Annotated in this window: 21 protein-coding genes and 2 pseudogenes; 14 read left to right on the top strand and 9 right to left on the bottom strand. The window is 58.9% G+C overall.

The window, feature by feature from the left end; all coding sequences use genetic code 11:
* Positions 1-215 (top strand): annotated as a pseudogene (locus tag JQK88_RS32330) (IS630 family transposase); the annotation flags it as partial.
* Here the strand turns inward: JQK88_RS32330 and JQK88_RS32325 are convergent.
* A complete protein-coding gene (locus JQK88_RS32325; RefSeq protein ID WP_203280650.1) occupies positions 163-1,263 on the bottom strand; it encodes a relaxase/mobilization nuclease domain-containing protein in 1,101 nt (366 codons plus the stop codon). The pseudogene JQK88_RS32330 and the gene JQK88_RS32325 overlap by 53 nt on opposite strands.
* Positions 1,253-1,576 carry a hypothetical protein gene (locus tag JQK88_RS32320; protein ID WP_203280649.1) on the bottom strand — a complete coding sequence of 108 codons (324 nt, stop codon included), beginning with the start codon at positions 1,574-1,576 and terminating at the stop codon, positions 1,253-1,255. The genes JQK88_RS32325 and JQK88_RS32320 overlap by 11 nt, the downstream gene beginning before the upstream one ends.
* A 139-nt stretch (positions 1,577-1,715) precedes the next feature.
* Here JQK88_RS32320 and JQK88_RS37065 point away from each other — a divergent pair, with 139 nt between their 5' ends.
* The 10 genes from JQK88_RS37065 to JQK88_RS32275 all read left to right on the top strand — a co-directional run bounded on the left by JQK88_RS37065 (position 1,716) and on the right by JQK88_RS32275 (position 9,302).
* Complete coding sequence (locus JQK88_RS37065) at positions 1,716-1,847, top strand: hypothetical protein (RefSeq protein ID WP_281434917.1); 132 nt, start codon at positions 1,716-1,718, stop codon at positions 1,845-1,847.
* Between the two features lie 105 nt (positions 1,848-1,952).
* A complete protein-coding gene (locus tag JQK88_RS32315) occupies positions 1,953-2,219 on the top strand; it encodes a hypothetical protein (RefSeq protein WP_203280648.1) in 267 nt (88 codons plus the stop codon).
* 459 nt (positions 2,220-2,678) lie between these two features.
* Complete coding sequence (locus JQK88_RS32310; RefSeq protein ID WP_312037373.1) at positions 2,679-3,824, top strand: histidine decarboxylase; 1,146 nt, start codon at positions 2,679-2,681, stop codon at positions 3,822-3,824.
* On the top strand, positions 3,821-4,906 hold the full coding sequence (locus JQK88_RS32305; protein ID WP_203280647.1) for a fatty acid desaturase family protein: 1,086 nt from the start codon (positions 3,821-3,823) through the stop codon (positions 4,904-4,906). The genes JQK88_RS32310 and JQK88_RS32305 overlap by 4 nt, the downstream gene beginning before the upstream one ends.
* Positions 4,907-4,948: 42 nt before the next feature.
* A complete protein-coding gene (locus tag JQK88_RS32300; RefSeq protein ID WP_312037372.1) occupies positions 4,949-6,292 on the top strand; it encodes an O-acetylhomoserine aminocarboxypropyltransferase/cysteine synthase family protein in 1,344 nt (447 codons plus the stop codon).
* Position 6,293: 1 nt separating this feature from the next.
* Positions 6,294-7,079: a gamma-glutamyl-gamma-aminobutyrate hydrolase family protein gene (locus JQK88_RS32295; protein WP_203280646.1), complete on the top strand. Its 786-nt coding sequence runs from the start codon at positions 6,294-6,296 to the stop codon at positions 7,077-7,079.
* Positions 7,076-7,999 (top strand): DMT family transporter, encoded by a 924-nt coding sequence (locus JQK88_RS32290; RefSeq protein ID WP_203280645.1) that lies wholly within the window; start codon positions 7,076-7,078, stop codon positions 7,997-7,999. Before JQK88_RS32295 ends, JQK88_RS32290 begins: the two co-directional genes overlap by 4 nt.
* Positions 8,000-8,497: 498 nt before the next feature.
* Positions 8,498-8,677, top strand: coding sequence for a hypothetical protein (locus tag JQK88_RS32285; RefSeq protein WP_192250808.1), 180 nt, complete (start codon positions 8,498-8,500; stop codon positions 8,675-8,677).
* A 150-nt stretch (positions 8,678-8,827) separates the two neighbouring features.
* Entirely contained in the window at positions 8,828-9,052 is a 225-nt protein-coding gene (locus JQK88_RS32280; RefSeq protein ID WP_203280644.1) for a hypothetical protein, read from the top strand.
* Between the two features lie 4 nt (positions 9,053-9,056).
* Entirely contained in the window at positions 9,057-9,302 is a 246-nt protein-coding gene (locus tag JQK88_RS32275) for a DUF982 domain-containing protein (protein ID WP_203280643.1), read from the top strand.
* Between the two features lie 234 nt (positions 9,303-9,536).
* Here the strand turns inward: JQK88_RS32275 and JQK88_RS32270 are convergent, their stop codons facing one another.
* Positions 9,537-9,839: a DUF982 domain-containing protein gene (locus JQK88_RS32270; RefSeq protein ID WP_203280642.1), complete on the bottom strand. Its 303-nt coding sequence runs from the start codon at positions 9,837-9,839 to the stop codon at positions 9,537-9,539.
* Between the two features lie 712 nt (positions 9,840-10,551).
* Here JQK88_RS32270 and JQK88_RS37650 point away from each other — a divergent pair.
* Entirely contained in the window at positions 10,552-10,830 is a 279-nt protein-coding gene (locus JQK88_RS37650; protein WP_203280641.1) for a transposase, read from the top strand.
* Here the strand turns inward: JQK88_RS37650 and JQK88_RS37645 are convergent.
* The 6 genes from JQK88_RS37645 to JQK88_RS32240 form a co-directional block, all read right to left on the bottom strand.
* Positions 10,750-10,995 (bottom strand): helix-turn-helix domain-containing protein, encoded by a 246-nt coding sequence (locus tag JQK88_RS37645; protein ID WP_376740481.1) that lies wholly within the window; start codon positions 10,993-10,995, stop codon positions 10,750-10,752. The two genes, JQK88_RS37650 and JQK88_RS37645, sit on opposite strands and share 81 nt — an antisense overlap.
* A 704-nt stretch (positions 10,996-11,699) precedes the next feature.
* Entirely contained in the window at positions 11,700-12,989 is a 1,290-nt protein-coding gene (locus JQK88_RS32260; protein ID WP_203280640.1) for a glycosyltransferase family protein, read from the bottom strand.
* 80 nt (positions 12,990-13,069) lie between these two features.
* Complete coding sequence (locus JQK88_RS32255; RefSeq protein ID WP_203280639.1) at positions 13,070-13,693, bottom strand: glycine-rich domain-containing protein; 624 nt, start codon at positions 13,691-13,693, stop codon at positions 13,070-13,072.
* A 255-nt stretch (positions 13,694-13,948) separates the two neighbouring features.
* On the bottom strand, positions 13,949-14,194 hold the full coding sequence (locus JQK88_RS32250; protein WP_203280638.1) for a TroA family protein: 246 nt from the start codon (positions 14,192-14,194) through the stop codon (positions 13,949-13,951).
* Positions 14,195-14,368: 174 nt separating this feature from the next.
* Positions 14,369-14,587 carry a hypothetical protein gene (locus JQK88_RS32245; RefSeq protein WP_129468813.1) on the bottom strand — a complete coding sequence of 73 codons (219 nt, stop codon included), beginning with the start codon at positions 14,585-14,587 and terminating at the stop codon, positions 14,369-14,371.
* 10 nt (positions 14,588-14,597) lie between these two features.
* The gene (locus tag JQK88_RS32240) at positions 14,598-15,659 is read right to left on the bottom strand and encodes a hemin-degrading factor (RefSeq protein WP_203280637.1); all 1,062 of its coding nucleotides are present in this window, start codon (positions 15,657-15,659) and stop codon (positions 14,598-14,600) included.
* 757 nt (positions 15,660-16,416) lie between these two features.
* Here JQK88_RS32240 and JQK88_RS32235 point away from each other — a divergent pair.
* A complete protein-coding gene (locus JQK88_RS32235) occupies positions 16,417-16,737 on the top strand; it encodes a HesB/IscA family protein (RefSeq protein WP_192250828.1) in 321 nt (106 codons plus the stop codon).
* Positions 16,738-16,752: 15 nt separating this feature from the next.
* Positions 16,753-16,938 (top strand): annotated as a pseudogene (locus tag JQK88_RS37640) (iron-sulfur cluster assembly scaffold protein); the annotation flags it as partial.
* Positions 16,939-16,990 lie beyond the last annotated feature (52 nt).

Raw genomic sequence — 16,990 nt, 5'->3', positions numbered from 1 at the left:
TCGAGCGGTGGTTCGCCGAACTGACGCGAAAGCAGTTGCAGCGCGGCGTACACCGTTCCACCGCAGAACTGGAGGCCGACATCGACGCATTCATCGAAACCCACAACGAAAACCCCACCCCTTACAAGTGGGTCAAATCCGCCGACCAGATCCTCGCATCGGTCAAGCGTTTCTGCCAGAAGACAATGAACCGAACTTCAGATTCAGGTGACTAGCAATTTCTATCTCATTCTGGCGCGCAATTTGAGTACGCCTGCCCGTTATCCTGTCCCAGATTCCCTTGATTCCAGTGCGGAAGCGTTCTGCCCGCGACTGTGACTCTGTTGCCCATCGAGCCGCCTGAAATTCAGCCAGAAATGAGCGCTCCTCTCGCTGACGAAGAACGAGTTTTTCGCGCTGTCCGGCCAAACCCTGGCGAGCGCTGTCGAGTTCGAGCTTTGCACTATCGGCGAAGAAGTCGAGTTTCGCATCCTGCGCTTCCTTGATCTGACGCGTAACCGTGGCGACATCTGGTAGGTCATCGGGCTTGCCGAGACGGGCAACAACCTCCTTAGCCTTTGTCCCGGTCCACCTTGAAACTGCGTAGACCTCACCTTGCCAATCAACCGCGACGTGGCCGCGCCGATCGCCCTGAGCCAGGTAGTAGCCACGACCCTCCAGCGTCTGCCGAAATGCGTTCAGTCCGTCCGATGCGGCCCAGCAGTCCTGAAATATTTTCTTGATCGCTTTGGGATCACGGTTGATGCGCTTTGCCTGCTGCCATTCCTCTCGCGAGAAATTAAGCGGATTGCCGTCTTCTTGTCTCACAAGGCCATTGGGCATCGCCCATCCGTGCTCGATGTAGAGCGAGCGGGACAGCTCTTGCAGCTTCATCTTGAAATGCGGGAGATTGATCGCCTTCATCGTTTTGGCGTTGATCCGGGACCAGACGCAGTGTGCGTGTCGGCGGCCGTCCTTCTCATGAAAAACGATCGCGCGGGGTTGGCCCATCAAACCCATGCTCCGCTCAACGCGCTCAATCGCATCCCGAAACATCGCGACGGTAACCGATTCCTTCGACGGCGGACTAAGACTGAGTGAAAAAAGGAACTGGGAGCATTTCGTCCCCCGGCTGATCGCATATGCTTCCCGAAACGCGTCAACGACATTGTTGGCAACGAAGCCGCGAATCTCCTCGACCCCGACGTGATCGTTTTCATCACGGCGCAGCAGATGAAGCCCGAGCTGTTTACCGTCGGCGCGTTGACTAGCTTTAAGGATCATTCTCCAATCCCTCCACCAATCCGAGCGCCGAGAGTATTTCCGAGCGGAGGCGTACCAATGCCCTCGCGGCGGACCGGATCGCATTCCCTGTCTCCTCATCGAGCGGCAGCGCGCCTATCTTTGCCGCGTACGCTATGTCTCGAAGGCTGGAGGCAACTTCTGACTGGCCAAGCGCCGCCAGAATGGCCGCGAGTTGTCTTTCGCTGGCAACTGGGATTCGCTGATGGTGTTTTCTACCTCCCTCGCCAAAAAGTCGTTCGCGAATATGTGCACTGACATTTCCGTTGCCTATCGCGAGCTTCAGCTTTTCCATTTCCGCATCGGTAAGCCGAAGGGAGATGGGCGTCGTCTTAGGTTTGGTGTAAGTTAGAGTATGTCCGCTACTCGGACATGCGCCAAACGGCGCTCCGTTAAGCGCAAGACCCTATGATCACACGCAAACGGATGCAGGGATGCTCACCATGGGCGGCTTTGCGGCGCTGGCCGTCGGCGGCGCCGCCTGCGCCGACAGGGAAGGCATCCGGGTGATGCCGACCGAATGGTCTACGCTGTCTTGCGGCCGTGTGCCTCGCCGCCGAGCGTAACGACGGCGAGGCCGATCGCGCGCGTCCAAATCATCGAAGCAAGTTGCGTGCCGACTCGGCGCTCTGTTTGCGTTCACAGCTTGCTCGGTAGGCGGTGACCCGGCCTTGGCGACCTTTTGGTTCGGGCTGGCGACATTCTTGTTCAGCTTCGGACACAAGCAGGTTTGCGATAAACACCCCACGGAGGCGGCAGGCGAGATCGCGTTCTTGGCGCGGAACCAACAGCGTTCGCGCTTGCCGAGGGTGCCCGCAATTGTCGAAATGGACGGGGTGCTGTGCACGGTCAAGGTGGGTCTGGAACGCCCCTTGACCGGCTGGAAGACCGTGCCGCAACGGCTGCTCGAAACCGATGCCTCGGCTCGCCTCTGTTAATAAGCACCTGTCCAGAATTTCCAGGACAACGTCTGACAACCGACATTGCGGTCGCTTTGTCGGTTCCGCGACGCGGGACTGTTCGGCGTGCTGCGCCTTGTTAAGCCATTGAGTAATATGGACAACGCTCTTTTTGCGACTCTTTCTGCGATGTCGGCACGATTTTTGAGGCTTCCTCGTCGCGAGGCGTCAGGAGTTGCCGAACCGATATTCTTGTCGTGGTGACAATCCCGTCGTTCCCGGCGCACCGACCGCCCAAACGGCCGTGGACGGCTATCTCGCCGAAGTCATCGCCTGGCCTGCCGGATCAGTGACGCCGTGCCGGAGGTGGGGTGGCGGCGGGCTGATTGGAGCGGGTCTTGAGTCACCCTTACCTGCCGTTCTCCTGGGCGGCTATAGCGGAGCATATGCGTGAAGCTTACGTGCGATATACTGGACGCTCGTCTCAGCAAAACGGCCGTGATCAATGCGACCCTGGACAAGCTTGGCAATAAATTCGCCGATAGGCGCGCAAAACACTTGGGATACCCGTTCAATCTCGACTTTGATGCCTGGCCAATCCATCAGTTTGGCAAATTTCTTATCAATAACTTGGGCGATCCATATGTCGGTTCACACTATGCGACTGAGGTCTGTGGCGTAGAGCGCGAAGTGGTCGGCTGGTTCGCTCGGGTCTGGGAATGTGCCGATCCAGAAGAATACTGGGGAGCTGTGGGCGCGAGCGGAACCGAGGGCAATCTGTGGGCCATATATCTTGCGCGAGAGACTCTTGGTAATCCGGTTCTGATACACTCCACAGAGGCGCATTATTCGGTCCCAAAGGCGGCCAAAATCCTTCGGATCGAGGCTTTGACGTGCGAGGTCGACCATACCGGCGCCATCTGTCCGGATGCTCTGCGGGAGGTTGTCCAGGCAAATCGCCATCGCTGCATCATTCTCGCATTGACCTGTGGAACGACCATGAAAGGGGCGCACGATGATATCGCGTCCTGCATCAGCGTTCTGGACCAAGTCGGGATCGATCCGGTTCGGCGCTTTGTCCACGTCGATGGCGCGCTGAATGCAATGGTCCTTCCCTTCGTCGATGACTTGTCGAGTGGTATCCGTCCCTCCTTCCGGCACGGGGTCGACAGTATATCAACCTCTGGCCACAAGATGATCGGCACGCCGATGCCTTGCGGCGTCCTCATAGTCCGACGCGAACATGTCCGTCGCGTCGCCTCCACCGTGAGCTACTTGCGCTCTGATGATACGACCTTGATGGGATCGCGAAATGGCCACGCCGTTCTCGCGATATGGAACCGGCTGACGCGCCTCGGTATCGCCGGTTTCCGTCATAATGCCCGAACCTGCATCGAGCGTGCGGATGGCTTTGCGGGAGCACTACGCTCAGCCAGTGTCCCGGTATTGCTCAATCCGTGCTCCTTGACGGTTGTGTTTCCGAAACCGTCCGAGAGGCTCGTTAACGAATACCAGCTCGCATGTCATGGCAACTGCGCCCATGCGATTGTCATGCCAAACGTCAAAGCTGATCTCATTGACCGCTTCGTCGGCGACTATACCGCCGAGTGGCCCTGCAATTCTCGGCAAAAGGTGTTTTCATGAACGCTCATGTACAGCCCCAGTATCACGGCATCGAAGCACCAAGGCGCTACATCCACTACCGCTTCGATCGATCCATCACTCATGAAATCAAGGCACTTGGGACTGACAATTGGCATGGCCCTCTTTACATCACAAAGGACTATGCGGTGATTGCCGCCCTCGCGTGGCTGGTCATTGGAGTAAGCTGGTGGTTCTATCTCCTGGCTGTGATAGTCATCGGAGCGCGTCAGCGAGGCATCTCCACCATTTTGCACGATTGTGCGCACGGTGTGCTGACAAAGAATCGTGTGCTGAACTTCCTGCTCGGCACGCTGCTGACGGCTTGGCCCCTGTTTCAACGCCACTACGCCTACAAGCAGTCCCACGTCCACAGCCATCACCCCTACCTCGGCAGAGCCGATGCCGACCCTGACCTGGGGTTTTTCATCGCGGAAGGTGTCTTCACACCCCAAACGGATCGCTCTTTCGTTTGGAAGATCATCATCTTGCCCCTGCTTGGATCGAAGACCTACGCCTATCTGAAGTATCTGATCCGCAACAGATACCAGATGATCCTAGACACCCTCTCTCGCAAGGAGAGCTCAACGCGGGTGAAGCGCGAAGAGACATGGGGTTATGTGTTCGATCGCTGGGGCTTTTACGCGTTCTGGGCTTGTGTCGTAACGGTCGCTCTGGCCTACGGCCACTTCCAGGAATTTGTCCTTCTCTGGGTTGTTCCCTACCTCACCTCGTTTCACATCATCGGCTGGTTCATCGAGATGTCTGAGCATTGCAGCTCCATTGACAGCCGAACCGTGGACCTGGAAATGACCCGGAATCGCCGCAGCCGTCATCTCGAGAAGTGGCTGACCGCGATCAACGGCGACAACTATCATCTCGATCATCATCTCGATCCAGCGACCCCGCTCTGGCGCTTGCCCGAAGCACATGCCATCCGCATGAGGGACCCTGTCTATGCGGCGCACTGTTGCGAAGCGGGCGGTATCTTCCAGTCTGGCCCAAATGGCGAGCCTTCGATCCTGAAGCTGATCCGCGACCAGAACCGGAAGCGCTTCGCCGCAAGCGCGGGATTGTGGGCCTGAACGCTACCCATCGAGAACAATGTGTCTCCGGAGAACTCGAAGGTGACCAAACTCCAGAAAAATGGCCCAGCAACACAATTGGAACCAACGCCGGCCCTTCATGCGGAAACGACAGTTCTGCATGGGAGCTATCGCTGTGATCCGGCGACCCTGGCGACGACCGTTCCGATCTATCTCTCGAACGCCTATGCATTCGAATCCATTGACCATGCATCGGACGTCTTCGATCTACGCCGCGAGGGACGCACCTATTCGCGGTTGATGAACCCGACGACGGATATCTTCGAGCAACGCGTTGCGGCTCTGGAGGGCGGCGTCGCCGCCTTGGCAACGTCCTCAGGACAGGCCGCGATTATGCTTGCGATCCTGAACATTGCCGTTTGCGGGGACAATATCGTGAGCTCCGCGCACCTGTATGGCGGGACAATCAATCTGCTCGCCAGCACGTTTCAGCGGCTCGGGATCGAAACGCGCTTCGTCGATCCGAGCGATCCCGAGCGCTTCCGCGAAGCCTCGGACCACCGCACGCGCTGTTGGTTTGCGGAAGGGCTTCCCAATCCGAAGCTCAGCCCTTTCCCGATCGTTGAAGTGGGGGCGATCGCGCATGAAGTCGGAATTCCGCTGATCATCGACAACACGTTGACCCCCCTCATTTCACGCCCTCTCAAGCTTGGCGCCCATGTAACCGTGCAGTCCACTTCCAAATACATTTGCGGCCACGGCACCACGATTGGCGGCATTATCGTCGACGGCGGCACCTTCGACTGGGCTGCTTACCCCGAACGATTTCCGTTGATGACGCGTCCTGATATCTCCCATGGCAACATACTCTGGCTGGATGCTGCGCGCGGTCTGCCCGGCCCCTATGGGGCCAGCCCCTTTCTGCTCAAGATGCGCAACACGCTCATGCGCGACTTTGGACCCTGCCCGTCCCCGTTCGCATCTTTTCTCTGCATCCAAGGCTTGGAAACGCTGCCTTTGCGAATGCCACGACATTGCTCAAATGCCCGGCAGCTGGCCGACTATCTCAAGGCGCATCCTGGTGTTGTCGACGTGACCTATCCGGCTTTTGGCGGAACCGTTGATCGGCATCGCGCCGTGCAGAACATGGGCGATCATGGCGGCCCCATGATCGTTTTCGATATCGCTGGAGGCATTGAGGCCGGGGGGCGTTTTATCGAGCGCCTGCGACTTGCCTACCACGTCTCAAATATTGGCGACGCGAGAACGCTCGCCACGCATCCAGCCTCGACGACTCATGCTTCGGTTCCCCGCGAGGCGCGCCTTGCTGCCGGGGTTTGCGATGGAACAATCCGCATCTCCGTGGGACTTGAGCATATCGATGATATCATCGCCGATATCGGGCAAGCCATTGGGGGCGCCTGATTTGACCGCGATTGCAGACGGCAGCCCGGCGATCGTTGGCGTTGTTTGCGACCGCCGGACGATCGACAGCGTCGGCTATGAGACGGTGCGCATCCGTTATCTCGAAGCCTTGCGTTCGACCGCGCGTGTTTTGCCGCTCGTAATCCCGGCCGGACTTGAGGAAGAGAGTTTGCAGGCCTGCTTTTCGGTCCTCAACGGGGTGCTCCTGACCGGGGCGGAGTCGAATGTCTCGCCCTCACTTTATGGGGGGCCAGAAGCTTGTCCAGAGACGCTCGATCTCGACCGGGACCGGACAAGTATTGCTGCGATCAAGATTGCTCTGTCGTCCAGCATTCCGCTGTTGGGAATCTGCCGCGGGTTGCAGGAACTCAACGTCGCGCTTGGCGGTACCCTCTCAAGTGACCTTTCGGAAGGTGAAGGTCGGATCACCCATGTGGAAGACCTCACACTCCCGCGCGACCTTCAATACGCCTGCTCGCATGCAATTCTAGCCGAAGGCCGCGGCTACATTGCCCAGTGTATCCGTCGCTCGCAAAAGAAACCGGTCCTGGTCAACACGCTGCATCGGCAGGGGGTCGCGCGTTTGGCTGATGGCCTTGAGGTCGATGCGCGATGCATGGACGGCGTCATCGAAGCTGTCTCCGTAAAGGGCGCGGCAACGTTTGCCGCCGCCGTGCAATGGCATCCTGAATGGTTTCACGCAGAGGATCCACTCAGCGTCGAAATCTTCCGTGCATTCGGCGAAGCCTGCCGCTCCCACATGCTAGCAATGAAGTCAAAGCCATGAAGAATGCTTATTTGTCGTCGATCCTGGGGGCCGGTTTCGCCTTTCTCGCAGCTCTATCCAATGGAACCGTCGGGGTGCTTTCCCGGTCCGCCTTTAATGAAGGGCTCGACCCCACTGCGGTCGCATTCTGGCGTTGCGGCATCGCGCTTTCGCTACTCTCGATCGTCATCCTCTTGAGGTCTGGGGCATTGGCTCGACTCCTCGCCGCCTTCACGGGATCGTGGAAGATCGCCGTCTGCTCTACGCTTGGCATCTTCACGCTTTATCATTTCGAAACCCATGCTTTCGCCTACGCGCCGATCCCACTTGTTGCCATCCTTGTTTTTACTGGCGGCCTTGGTGCAATCGCGCTCGACATCCTCATACTTAAGGAAAGGGTGACCACGCGAAAGGCGTTCGCCATGACCATGGTTTTCCTTGGAGGCTACTTCCTGATTGCCGGCGACGGCATGATGGCTGGAAGCATTATCGGCATTAGCCTCGCCCTTGTCGCAGGGCTAGGCTATGCCAGCTTTATTTTCGCTTGGAAGTTCTTCAAGCTTCGCTCGTCCCTAGAAACTTTCTGGTGGTTCCTGGCTTATGGCTTTGCCATGCTCGCCGTTCCCTACGCCTGGAGCGGCGCGCCAATCCCGTCAGTGAACACCTTTCCAGCTTTGTTAGCGCTCGGGATTATCCCCTCGTTCTGCGGCTTCTACTGCACAATCCTCGCCCTTCAGCATATCGAGGCTTACAAGACGCAGGTCATCGAATCGAGTGAGCCATTCTTTTCCGCCCTCTTCGCGGCCGTGTTCTTCGGCGAATGGCTGACGGGTCCAGGAATGCTCGCGGCGTTGGCCATCATTGTCGGTGCGTTGATCACATCCGTGCCTGAGCGCGGTGCCATCTCCATTCAAGTACGCCCAATTGGCGAAGAGGAGTAGGGAACCGTTTCCATTATTTCCAAGGACCAATATACCTATGGACCGCGGGCGGCTATTGCGTGGACAGATTGGTCAAGATCGAGGTCGACACGCCGGAACACCTGGACAGCGCGTTGGCACCGGCGTCGACGCGGGTCTCCTGGACAACCTGTCGATCGAAGAGCTGGTGGGTGGCGATGGTCGGCGACTGCGCGGTAAACGTGGCCTCCTGGCATGTAACACCCAAGACAGCGCCCGCGATTGCCGCGACCGGGGTCGACCTCACCTCGGTCGGATGGAGCATACAAAGGGTGCCGATTTCTCGCTATCGGGCTAGACACACATAGTTGCTGGGAGGAGAGTAGTTCATGTTGGTAGATCATCTGTCGACTTCAAAAAGGAAGTCGCCCCGACAATGCCGAGCCCTCTTAGTTCACTACTTAGCTCAGGCCAGCAGCGCCAGTCCCAAACTCGAACGTTTAGCGGCTACCGCACTAAATCCTGCTCTCGAAATCACCCATGACCCGACGATACGACATTGAGAAGACGCCCGAAGGCTCGTGGGACATCATCGACGTGTTCACCGGGCAGCCGGTTGTCGAGGTAGGCGTCCCTTTGATCGACATGTCCATCGACGAAGCCGACGATCTGGTCAACCTTCTCAACTGCCGCGACAGACAACAGCGGTCGGCCTCTTAGGCTCCCGTCGCTCAACGTTCCGACCAGGCACCCCCCTGCATCTGTGGGCTGTCCCCTTGGCCGGTTTCGTACGGTTTCAATCATCAATTGATGTCTTGTCGCGAGGCGCGCAATATCGAGTTTCGTTGGCGTCTTTGGGTACGAGGTAGCATGAGCATCATCCGTAAAGTCGGCCCAATTCCTACGGCAGAGCAGGTGGTTGCCTTACTCCTCGACAGGGCGGATCCTGACGACATTGTGTCGGTCAAAGCTACAATGAAAGAAGCTCGCGATGCTGCACCATATCTGCTGGAAAGCGACGAAGAACTGACCGAGGTTGTCGTAACAGTGGCAACCGTCCGCGGCCTGTTTGTTGCCTTTGACAGCCGAGAGTAGCCTCATGGCTTTCCATTGGTTCAACCCTCCCGTTTACGTCAGGACCCACCGCCCCGGAGTTCGGTTTGGGGTCAGCCACGTCGAGGGTGCCGCCGAGCAGCTCCAAAAGTGGAGCAACAAGGGGCCTAAGTGGGATTACGCTGTGCGCGTTTGCATGGCCGCTCTTGAGGGTGAGATGCCTACGCAAGAAGCCCGTAAGGCATTCGAGGCGGCTGCCAAGGAGGAGAAGATGTTCCTGCCATCTGACTAGCGACTAACCGGTCAGCCGGTCACTGCATGTCCGACACGTAGCCTCCGACAAAGAGTGTCGTGGGTCCCCTTATTCGCCGGGAAGGGTTGGCATCACGCGACCCAGCAATGACGCCAGCTGTTTCCCAGCTAGCCCTTCGCCGTCCTTATGGGTCGGCCCTCGGTCTGCTGCTCGCCGCGGGTTGCCCTGTTTCGCGGATTTTCGACCCGGTGCGGCACCGCTGATCGAATGAGCCTATACCGCTTCCGTTCCACGGCCCGATTTAGAGGGTGAGATCCAAGGCATTACAGAAGCCGGGTCTTCCAGTATGCAAGCCCGCTTGGCGAAGCTGATGAACGCCTGACGGACCACGTCGACTGGCTTGTAGCCGTCGTGCGCGTCGTAGCACGCTTTGAGTGCAGTCTTGTGGATCAAATCTCGACGGCTTTCGGGCCATTCTTCGAGAAAATCAATGGCGCCATCGATGGTGACAATTTCTCGCACGATGCAATTCCCGTCCTTCACGAAAACGGGGCTGCTGAATATGGTGGCGTTCATCAAATCCCTCGAATTTTGGCCCAATTTGGTGAAAAGGCCCTTTCAGCAATCATCGCAGAACGTGATGTCATGCTGATGACGGTGGAGAGGACGCTTGATGCTTTTCCAGGAAAGCATGGCGCCTCGAGGCCGGCCGTGGCTTTTCGAATGCGCAGGCAAAGGGAGAGGCCTGGGTGCCGGAAACAGACCTCCGTGATTGCCGGGACGGTCATGCAGGGCACGCACCTGCCGCTTGCGCAAGTGGTTCCTGGCGGCCTACCTGATGGCGAGGCACTCCAACTCCATTTCGGCGCTGCAGCTCCAACCTAAGCTGGGCGTCTCCTACAGAACCGCCTGGCTGGTGCCTCACAAACTCAGGGGGCAATGGTGAACCCTAACCGGACCGCTCTTTCCGGAACTGTCGACGTGGACGAGTCCGCCATCCCGTATCGGCGCAAGGCGGACGCACTGGAGAGGGGTGGCGGCAGCAGCACAGCCAGCCAGATATGGATCGCTGGAGCGGTCGAGACGGTCGGCAACCATGGCGTCGGACACATCAGGCTCGCGCGCATCGCGGACCGTTCGGCTCAAAGCATCGTTCCGTTCGTGGTAGCGAACACCCTTCCCGGAGCGGCATTGCGAACTCCCTTGCCTCGTACGGCAAGGTGCCCGGCCGTCGCCTCAGGAAGGTCAATCTGAGCAATAGGACGATGCCCGCCCACATCGTTTTCAAGTGGATTCACGTCGTTTTGCGAACCTGAAGCGCTGGGCGCTGGGCACATTCCATGGCTTCCGGGAGAAGCATCTCGACGCTTACCTCGGCGAGTTCGCCTTCCGGATCAGCTCATTGCGCGGATACTGGCGCTGCCTCCCGCGCGGCGGCCGGCCATCGCATTGGCGGCCGAGTAGCCGCACGGTTCCGAGGCCCTCCCTAGGGCGATGGGGCAGCCACTTCGTCCTCCATGTCGAGGGATTCTTCGACTGCTTCCGGGTTCCGGGAAATGGTCCATAGGAGCGTATTCGCCGCTGCATCCGGTTCCGAGCGACCTTGCTCCCAGTTTCGAAGCGTTGCCAGATCGAGGCCATACCTCACGGAGAACGCCTCCTGGGACAGCTTCGTGCGATCCCGGACTTCGCGGACGCTTATCGGCCGCGGCGCATGAACCTTCGCGATCACTCCTGCGGACGAGAGTTCATCCTTCAGTGCCCCGAGGTCGTCGACGCAAGGAACCGTCACGAATGCCTTGCCTTGATCAACATCTCCGTGAGGACCGCGTGGGCCGTCCTCAGCGGTAACTGTCTCCCGACGAGAACCCGAGCAGCCTCAGGAGTATTCGCGCCGTGAAGAAAGCTTAGGCTCAGCCGGACGGGAGAGCCTGACGACACCCGGACGACGTCCCGGGTTCGCACCCGTTTGTCCGAACCGCTCCATGAACTTCGATGTAGTCGACATCCAGCTTCTCCGCGATCACCCGACCGAGCTTGCGCAATTTGGACCATCCCCACTGGACCTGGCATCGCCCCCAATATGGAGGTGGACGACAAGATGGTTGCTGCCCATCTCCACGTCCCCGCGAGCTGAAGCACGCATCGGGCGTGACCACGTCAAAGAGGCATGGGTCCGCCGAAATGTCGGCGTCCAAAGTTCGACATCATCAGGCTGCACACGCCATCCCTACGCAAGTTGCTTATAGAAAGCATGTCGAGTGCTGGCGAGGGTCAAAGCCTAACCGATCTCCGAATTGGCGGGATGCTGGCGACACCCGAATCGTGACCACCTCGGTCGCGCTAATTGACTGGGGAAGGGCGACAGACGCGCAGCACCATATATTGTGGCCACCTGAGCGAACGAGATAAGTGGTCTGGTGTGGCATCGAGCATTTACATGGATCTGATCACGTCAATCAGTGGATCATGCGGAAGGGCGGTCGATTCTATTGTGCGCGAGAGCGTCTTTCCGTGATGTGAGAGGCTCGCTCGCATTTCGCGATCTGTAATTGCCAACTCTAAGACCGACGCCAACTCGGCCACGTTGTTGGGGTCTTCGGCGCGCAGGACGTTTGTCCGATCCGCCAACTTGGCGGCGAAAGACACCTTCGACCAAATTTCACCGCTCAATATCAGCGGTGTGCCACATGCCAGTACCTCACGCGGAATCTGCGGCCCATGAAACGCGATTGGAAAATTGTTTTCCAGGAACGTGATCACCGAGCAGGACCTTATGAAAGCCGGAACTTCCCACGGAGGAAGCGGTGGCAGAATGATCGTCCGACCCCGCAGCCGTTTCTTTGACGCAAGGTGGTTGAATGCATGAGCAAAGCGATCAGGCGCGCCACTCCACAGCGCGCGATAGGCGACCGGGACGTTGCGATCCGCGAGAAGGTCCAGCGCATCAATTAGGCTGTAGGTTCCTTTTGCTATCTCGATTTTCCCGTAACTGCCGACAATCGGATCTGAGCACCTCAACCCTTCCCTATTCCAATCGGTCAGCATCTTCAGGAAGTCGCGTTCGAAACCGTAGTTGCTGAAGAAAGCTTCCGCCTCGTCGACAAGTGCCTCAAAGTCAAATCGAGTAGGCTCCCAGAAGGAACCATCGAGCCTCCTGCCGCGAGGTCGGACCAAGCTTTCTCGTCTGACGCCCGCATCCAGGACAATCTGCACCGCATCGTGCTTTTTGCTCGCCACCACACGGCTTGCCGACGCTAAGCAGTGGTCATAAAGTGGCCCTAAATCGGCAAATTTCCTCAATCGACCCAGGTCGCTTCCGGCATGCCGCAATATGACCGGTGTGTCGGCCAATCGACCAAAGATCGAAGCCGCAACGCCATAGGGTTCAAGATACCATCCAATCACCAAGTCGGGCGTACGCGACTTTGCGGCTGCGATGGCGTTTCCCAAAAGTTGGCTAAGGTACGGGGGTGCCCATGGAATGTAAGAGAGCCTTGGCACCGCCTCAAGCTGCCGAATCTCAAGCTTTCCCGCGAAGCCAGCAACCGTCGCCTCTATGCGGGATGCCGATCCCATTTGCCGAAATCCGTAGCCCATACTGTTGGCGTTCGAGATGAAGGTTACCGTATGGCCGGCGGTCACAAGATCGGTTGCCGCTACCCAAGTTGCCTTGGAAACACCCCCCTGGATAGGAGGCATCTTTCCGAACATCAATATATGCATGCCCGTCGCCCTCGTTCTCAGCTGAGTATTCGGACGAATGGCTCGGCCGCTCTGGGGCCGAGAAATTCGAAGCGCTCCTTCTAAAGTGTTGCGTCAACTACGCATCCCCCGCCGCAGATGCCGCAGCCGTCGCAGGCGTCGCAGCCGTAGCAGGCAGTATCCGTGTTGTGGGGAGAGCGCTTCGGCTTGGGCCAATACGCTGGGGGTGGCGCTTCCCCATAGACTGTTCTGTAGTCCTCCAGGAAAGCGAGGTACCGGTCGATGGTACCCTGCGTAGCTACGCCATGGGGTTCCGGAATATGGTGCAGAAACCTGCCCGCCACCTCTTCGCAAAATCGAGCGTAGTCTCTCGTGAAGATGACGAACATGTGCCATAGCTCATCGACTGCGCCCATCATCCCGTATGAGTGGCCATGCTGTCGGGCGGTCGCGCAGAGTGCCAAGAAACGGACGAGTTCGCGTCGATGGTCCTCTGCGACCGCTTGTGAGAAGCCGTACTGTCTCCGGTACCTCGCGAGCACAACAGAAAGATCGAATCGTTCCGCGACTGCGGTTCGACGCAAGGCGTCTTGGATGAACCCGCCCTCTTGGGCGTATCCGTGCGGAGCGCCTGTGGCGGGTTCGTCGTCAATTGATGGCGATTGCTGGACAGCCGCGATGCTTGACAGGTCACTGCTGCCTGTAACGAGTGTTGCTTCAGTCATGAAAGTCTCCTTTTCGTCATCCCCTGTTCGCACTTGACGTGCCTGTGAGAACAGGTCTTGATTCGGCGACAGCACCATCGCCGGATGGGTGGCCTCTGACGTCTCTGTGGCGCGTCCGGACCCTTGTATGCCCGCAGGGGGTCGAGGCGATGGCGATGAAGCGATTCGCGAACAGCTCGTCCCGCGATATCGGCGACCCGGCATTCTTCATCGCCAGGATCAAATCCGGCTTGGCAGTGACGATCGCCTCGTCGGTCATCTGCTTGTAGCTGGTGAAGCCCTCGACCGCTTTGACCGCTTGATGATGCCGTCGCCAGCCGTGTCGCTGCCCGAGGCAAGGATCTTGCTGGCCTGTGTCGACAGCACGAACAGGATGCGCTTGCGCTCCTTGATCGTGGCCGTCTGCTTTTCGGCCGCCGTCAGCTTTGCATCCATCTCGGCCACGAACTTTTGGGCTTTGGCATCGACGCCGAGCTCTTGCCGACGACGCGGATCTTTCAAGGATGCCTTTATGGCGGTGGTGCCCCGGCAGCTCGATGAGGGGCCCGTTCGATTTCGCCAACACATCGGCCGCTTCCTTCGCGTCGCTGCCGTGCAAGGCCGGCATGTTGGACGGATTGACCGACAGAACACGCTGCGCCGACAGCTGACGCATGTAGGCGACATCGGTCACCTTCAGCGCCGCTTTCGGATCGTAGCTCGTCGAATTGCGAGCGACGAGATGACTTTCCTCGCCAAGCGCAGACGATCTCGGTGATGGAGCCGCCGATCCAGCGATCCGTGACGGATCGGAAAAACAGGTACGCCCTCATTGGCCTCGGCGGGCGAAGCGGCGGCCAGCAGAACGCCGAGCATCGGCGCGAGCACCGAGCGGAAGTGAAAAGCAATACGCATTGGTCTTACCTCACGCGGCGGACGGGTTGGGAATGCGCGGCAGGTTCTCGGCCAGGAACCGCCAGTCGCCGCGCTCGCGTTCGCCTTCCTGGCGCGTGCCGAAGAACTGGATGATCATCTTGCCGTCGGCGCCATAGGCTTCGAGTGACGTGACATGGCCGTCCCTGGTCGGCTTGCGCACGGCCCAGACCTCGCGGATGTGGTGGGCCCTGAGATGCAGGTGGAAGGTCTCGTCAAGTACATTGATCCTGGACCCGATCGGCTTGACCGACTTGATCGGGCCGGAATGGATCTGGATGCAACCACGATTGCCAACAAAGCACATGATCGGCATCTCGCCATCGGCCACATGTTGGAACATGGCGCCAACGGCGTCATTGTCGAGCAGCCAGGCGTAATCCTGGCCGACCATGCGCATCGCCTGGCAGCGGCTGAGCTTCAGCGTCTTCAACATGCCGAAGAACTGATGCACGTCGGTCAGACCGCTCCAGTGCTCGCGCAGGTCCTCGACCGTGGCGGCTTGGTCCGGAATCTCAGCGTCATCGTTGGCTCCGCTCGCCTGAGCCGATACGATCGGCTCCTGGTTTGAGGATTCGAGTTCCGCCACCAGCTTCTGGTAGGCATAGAGGTTTGAGGCGGGCCTGAGATGCACCCTGTGCACCGCCTCGCCGGTGGCATCGAAGAATTGCAGGCTGCGGTGAATGTTGCCGCCATCGCGCTTCTCGACGGTGAAGCCATAAGCCCACACTTCCGGGAAGATGCGCAGGTCGATGTTCTCGCCGAGCACCATGGCATGCTGGTTGCCGGTGACCACTTTGTCGTAGACGCCGATCTTCTCGTGCACGGCACTTTCATTGCGGGTCAGCGCCATCACCTCGCCGACCGCTTCGAGGCCGGTCAGCAGGTCATTGACCCGGGGCTCGATGCGCACCGCGCCGAAACCGCAATGCGCCGCAACCAGTTCCGCTTCCGAAATGCCCAACTGGGCGGCGAGATCGCGCTCGCGTATATTCGGCATGTCTTCCCGCGCCCGCCGGATTTCGGCCGGCGAGCGTTTCACGCGCTGGTCCATGTCGTCCACCTGCCTGCATTCTGTCTGCACACTTGCGTCGCTGATCCGCCCGCTCGTTGAGGATCAGCTGCCCTGCCGGGTGATCTGCAGCCGACAGAGCGCGCCGTACTCCCGATCGCGTGCTCGCCCAGCAACAGAGTGTTGCTGGAGAGCGTCCGCATCGCCGTCGCCATCCCCTTGAAACCGGGCGTGCTGCCTGAACGGCAAACGCCATGACACTGACCGGCAAATGCCGGTCGAATCCCATCTCAACTCGGTCAATGGCCACCGGGCGGCGGTGAGCGATTGTGGGTGTCGACGCCAATGGGCCGATGGGGCAATCGGATTGCGCGGGCGGTGCTGCTTTCCCATAGAAAGCGGATCTGACCCAGACCTGACATGTTGCTTTCCTTCCTTCGTTCCATCCCTCGCGAGGAGACGCCCACGAGACGATTATCGGCCGACGGTTGTTGCCGCCTCGCCAAAGGGAGCTTCAAAAGTCGTGCCAATTGCGCCGAAGCAAGCTCAGACAAAATCTTCTGCATGCTATTCAACGGTCTACGTCAGAGTGGAGCAGGAACTCAGGCCGAGCAGTCCCATGTCGCGGACTCGACAAACCCGACAGTACGTGTCGGCTACCCCACGTCTTCCCAGCAATGGCGCATAACGATTCATCGCGGTGTTAGAGAGATCGCGCTGTTTTGAAACGGTTTTTTCCATTGGCACGGTCCATGCAGGGTGATCTGCAAACCGTCACGGACTGAGGAGAAATCGAACCATGATCACGCTCACCGACAACGCCGTTGCCGCCGTCAAGACCGCTCTTTCCCGCGCCAGCGAGCCGGCGGAAGGCTTTCGCGTCATGGTCGAGGCCGGCGGCTGCGCCGGCTTCAAATACTCAATGGGCCTGGAGAGCGTCTCGCGCGAGGGCGACGCGATCATCGAGACAGATGGGGTCAAAATGTTCGTGGACGCAGGCTCTCAACCCCATGTCGCCGGCACGACCGTCGATTTCGTCACCGGACTCGAATCCTCCGGCTTTGTCTTCGACAACCCCAACGCGCGGGGGAAGTGCGACTGCGGCAAGTCCTTTAGTTGATCGCGCCAGATATCGATGTTGGACCATAGCGACAAGGTCAAGGAATACTCCTTCAGGCCGAAGAATGCCGGCGTTCTGGAAACGGCCAATGCAGTCTGTGCGGTCGGCGCGATCGCCTGCGGCAATGCGCTTGAAATGATCAGCACCGACCCGGTGACGGAAACGTTCAAAGCCGTAGAATTCCAGCCCTTCGGCCGCGGCGACGCTGCGGCAAATTTGACTGCTCCAAGACGCTGGCGCGGGCATTGTGAAT

Origin of the sequence: Mesorhizobium caraganae (assembly GCF_016836705.1) — a bacterium.
Classification (GTDB): Bacteria; Pseudomonadota; Alphaproteobacteria; order Rhizobiales; family Rhizobiaceae; genus Mesorhizobium; species Mesorhizobium caraganae.
This window is presented reverse-complemented; position numbering and strand designations above follow the sequence as displayed.

What these genes read in the sequence shown, in the direction of transcription:
- JQK88_RS32325 (WP_203280650.1), bottom strand. Translation starts at nt 1,263, where the DNA reads ATGATCCTTAAAGCTAGTCAACGCGCCGACGGTAAACAGCTCGGGCTT.
- JQK88_RS32320 (WP_203280649.1), bottom strand. Translation starts at nt 1,576, where the DNA reads ATGGAAAAGCTGAAGCTCGCGATAGGCAACGGAAATGTCAGTGCACAT.
- JQK88_RS37065 (WP_281434917.1), top strand. Translation starts at nt 1,716, where the DNA reads ATGCTCACCATGGGCGGCTTTGCGGCGCTGGCCGTCGGCGGCGCCGCC.
- JQK88_RS32305 (WP_203280647.1), top strand. Translation starts at nt 3,821, where the DNA reads ATGAACGCTCATGTACAGCCCCAGTATCACGGCATCGAAGCACCAAGG.
- JQK88_RS32290 (WP_203280645.1), top strand. Translation starts at nt 7,076, where the DNA reads ATGAAGAATGCTTATTTGTCGTCGATCCTGGGGGCCGGTTTCGCCTTT.
- JQK88_RS32285 (WP_192250808.1), top strand. Translation starts at nt 8,498, where the DNA reads ATGACCCGACGATACGACATTGAGAAGACGCCCGAAGGCTCGTGGGAC.
- JQK88_RS32280 (WP_203280644.1), top strand. Translation starts at nt 8,828, where the DNA reads ATGAGCATCATCCGTAAAGTCGGCCCAATTCCTACGGCAGAGCAGGTG.
- JQK88_RS32275 (WP_203280643.1), top strand. Translation starts at nt 9,057, where the DNA reads ATGGCTTTCCATTGGTTCAACCCTCCCGTTTACGTCAGGACCCACCGC.
- JQK88_RS32270 (WP_203280642.1), bottom strand. Translation starts at nt 9,839, where the DNA reads ATGAACGCCACCATATTCAGCAGCCCCGTTTTCGTGAAGGACGGGAAT.
- JQK88_RS32260 (WP_203280640.1), bottom strand. Translation starts at nt 12,989, where the DNA reads ATGCATATATTGATGTTCGGAAAGATGCCTCCTATCCAGGGGGGTGTT.
- JQK88_RS32255 (WP_203280639.1), bottom strand. Translation starts at nt 13,693, where the DNA reads ATGACTGAAGCAACACTCGTTACAGGCAGCAGTGACCTGTCAAGCATC.
- JQK88_RS32245 (WP_129468813.1), bottom strand. Translation starts at nt 14,587, where the DNA reads ATGCGTATTGCTTTTCACTTCCGCTCGGTGCTCGCGCCGATGCTCGGC.
- JQK88_RS32240 (WP_203280637.1), bottom strand. Translation starts at nt 15,659, where the DNA reads ATGGACCAGCGCGTGAAACGCTCGCCGGCCGAAATCCGGCGGGCGCGG.
- JQK88_RS32235 (WP_192250828.1), top strand. Translation starts at nt 16,417, where the DNA reads ATGATCACGCTCACCGACAACGCCGTTGCCGCCGTCAAGACCGCTCTT.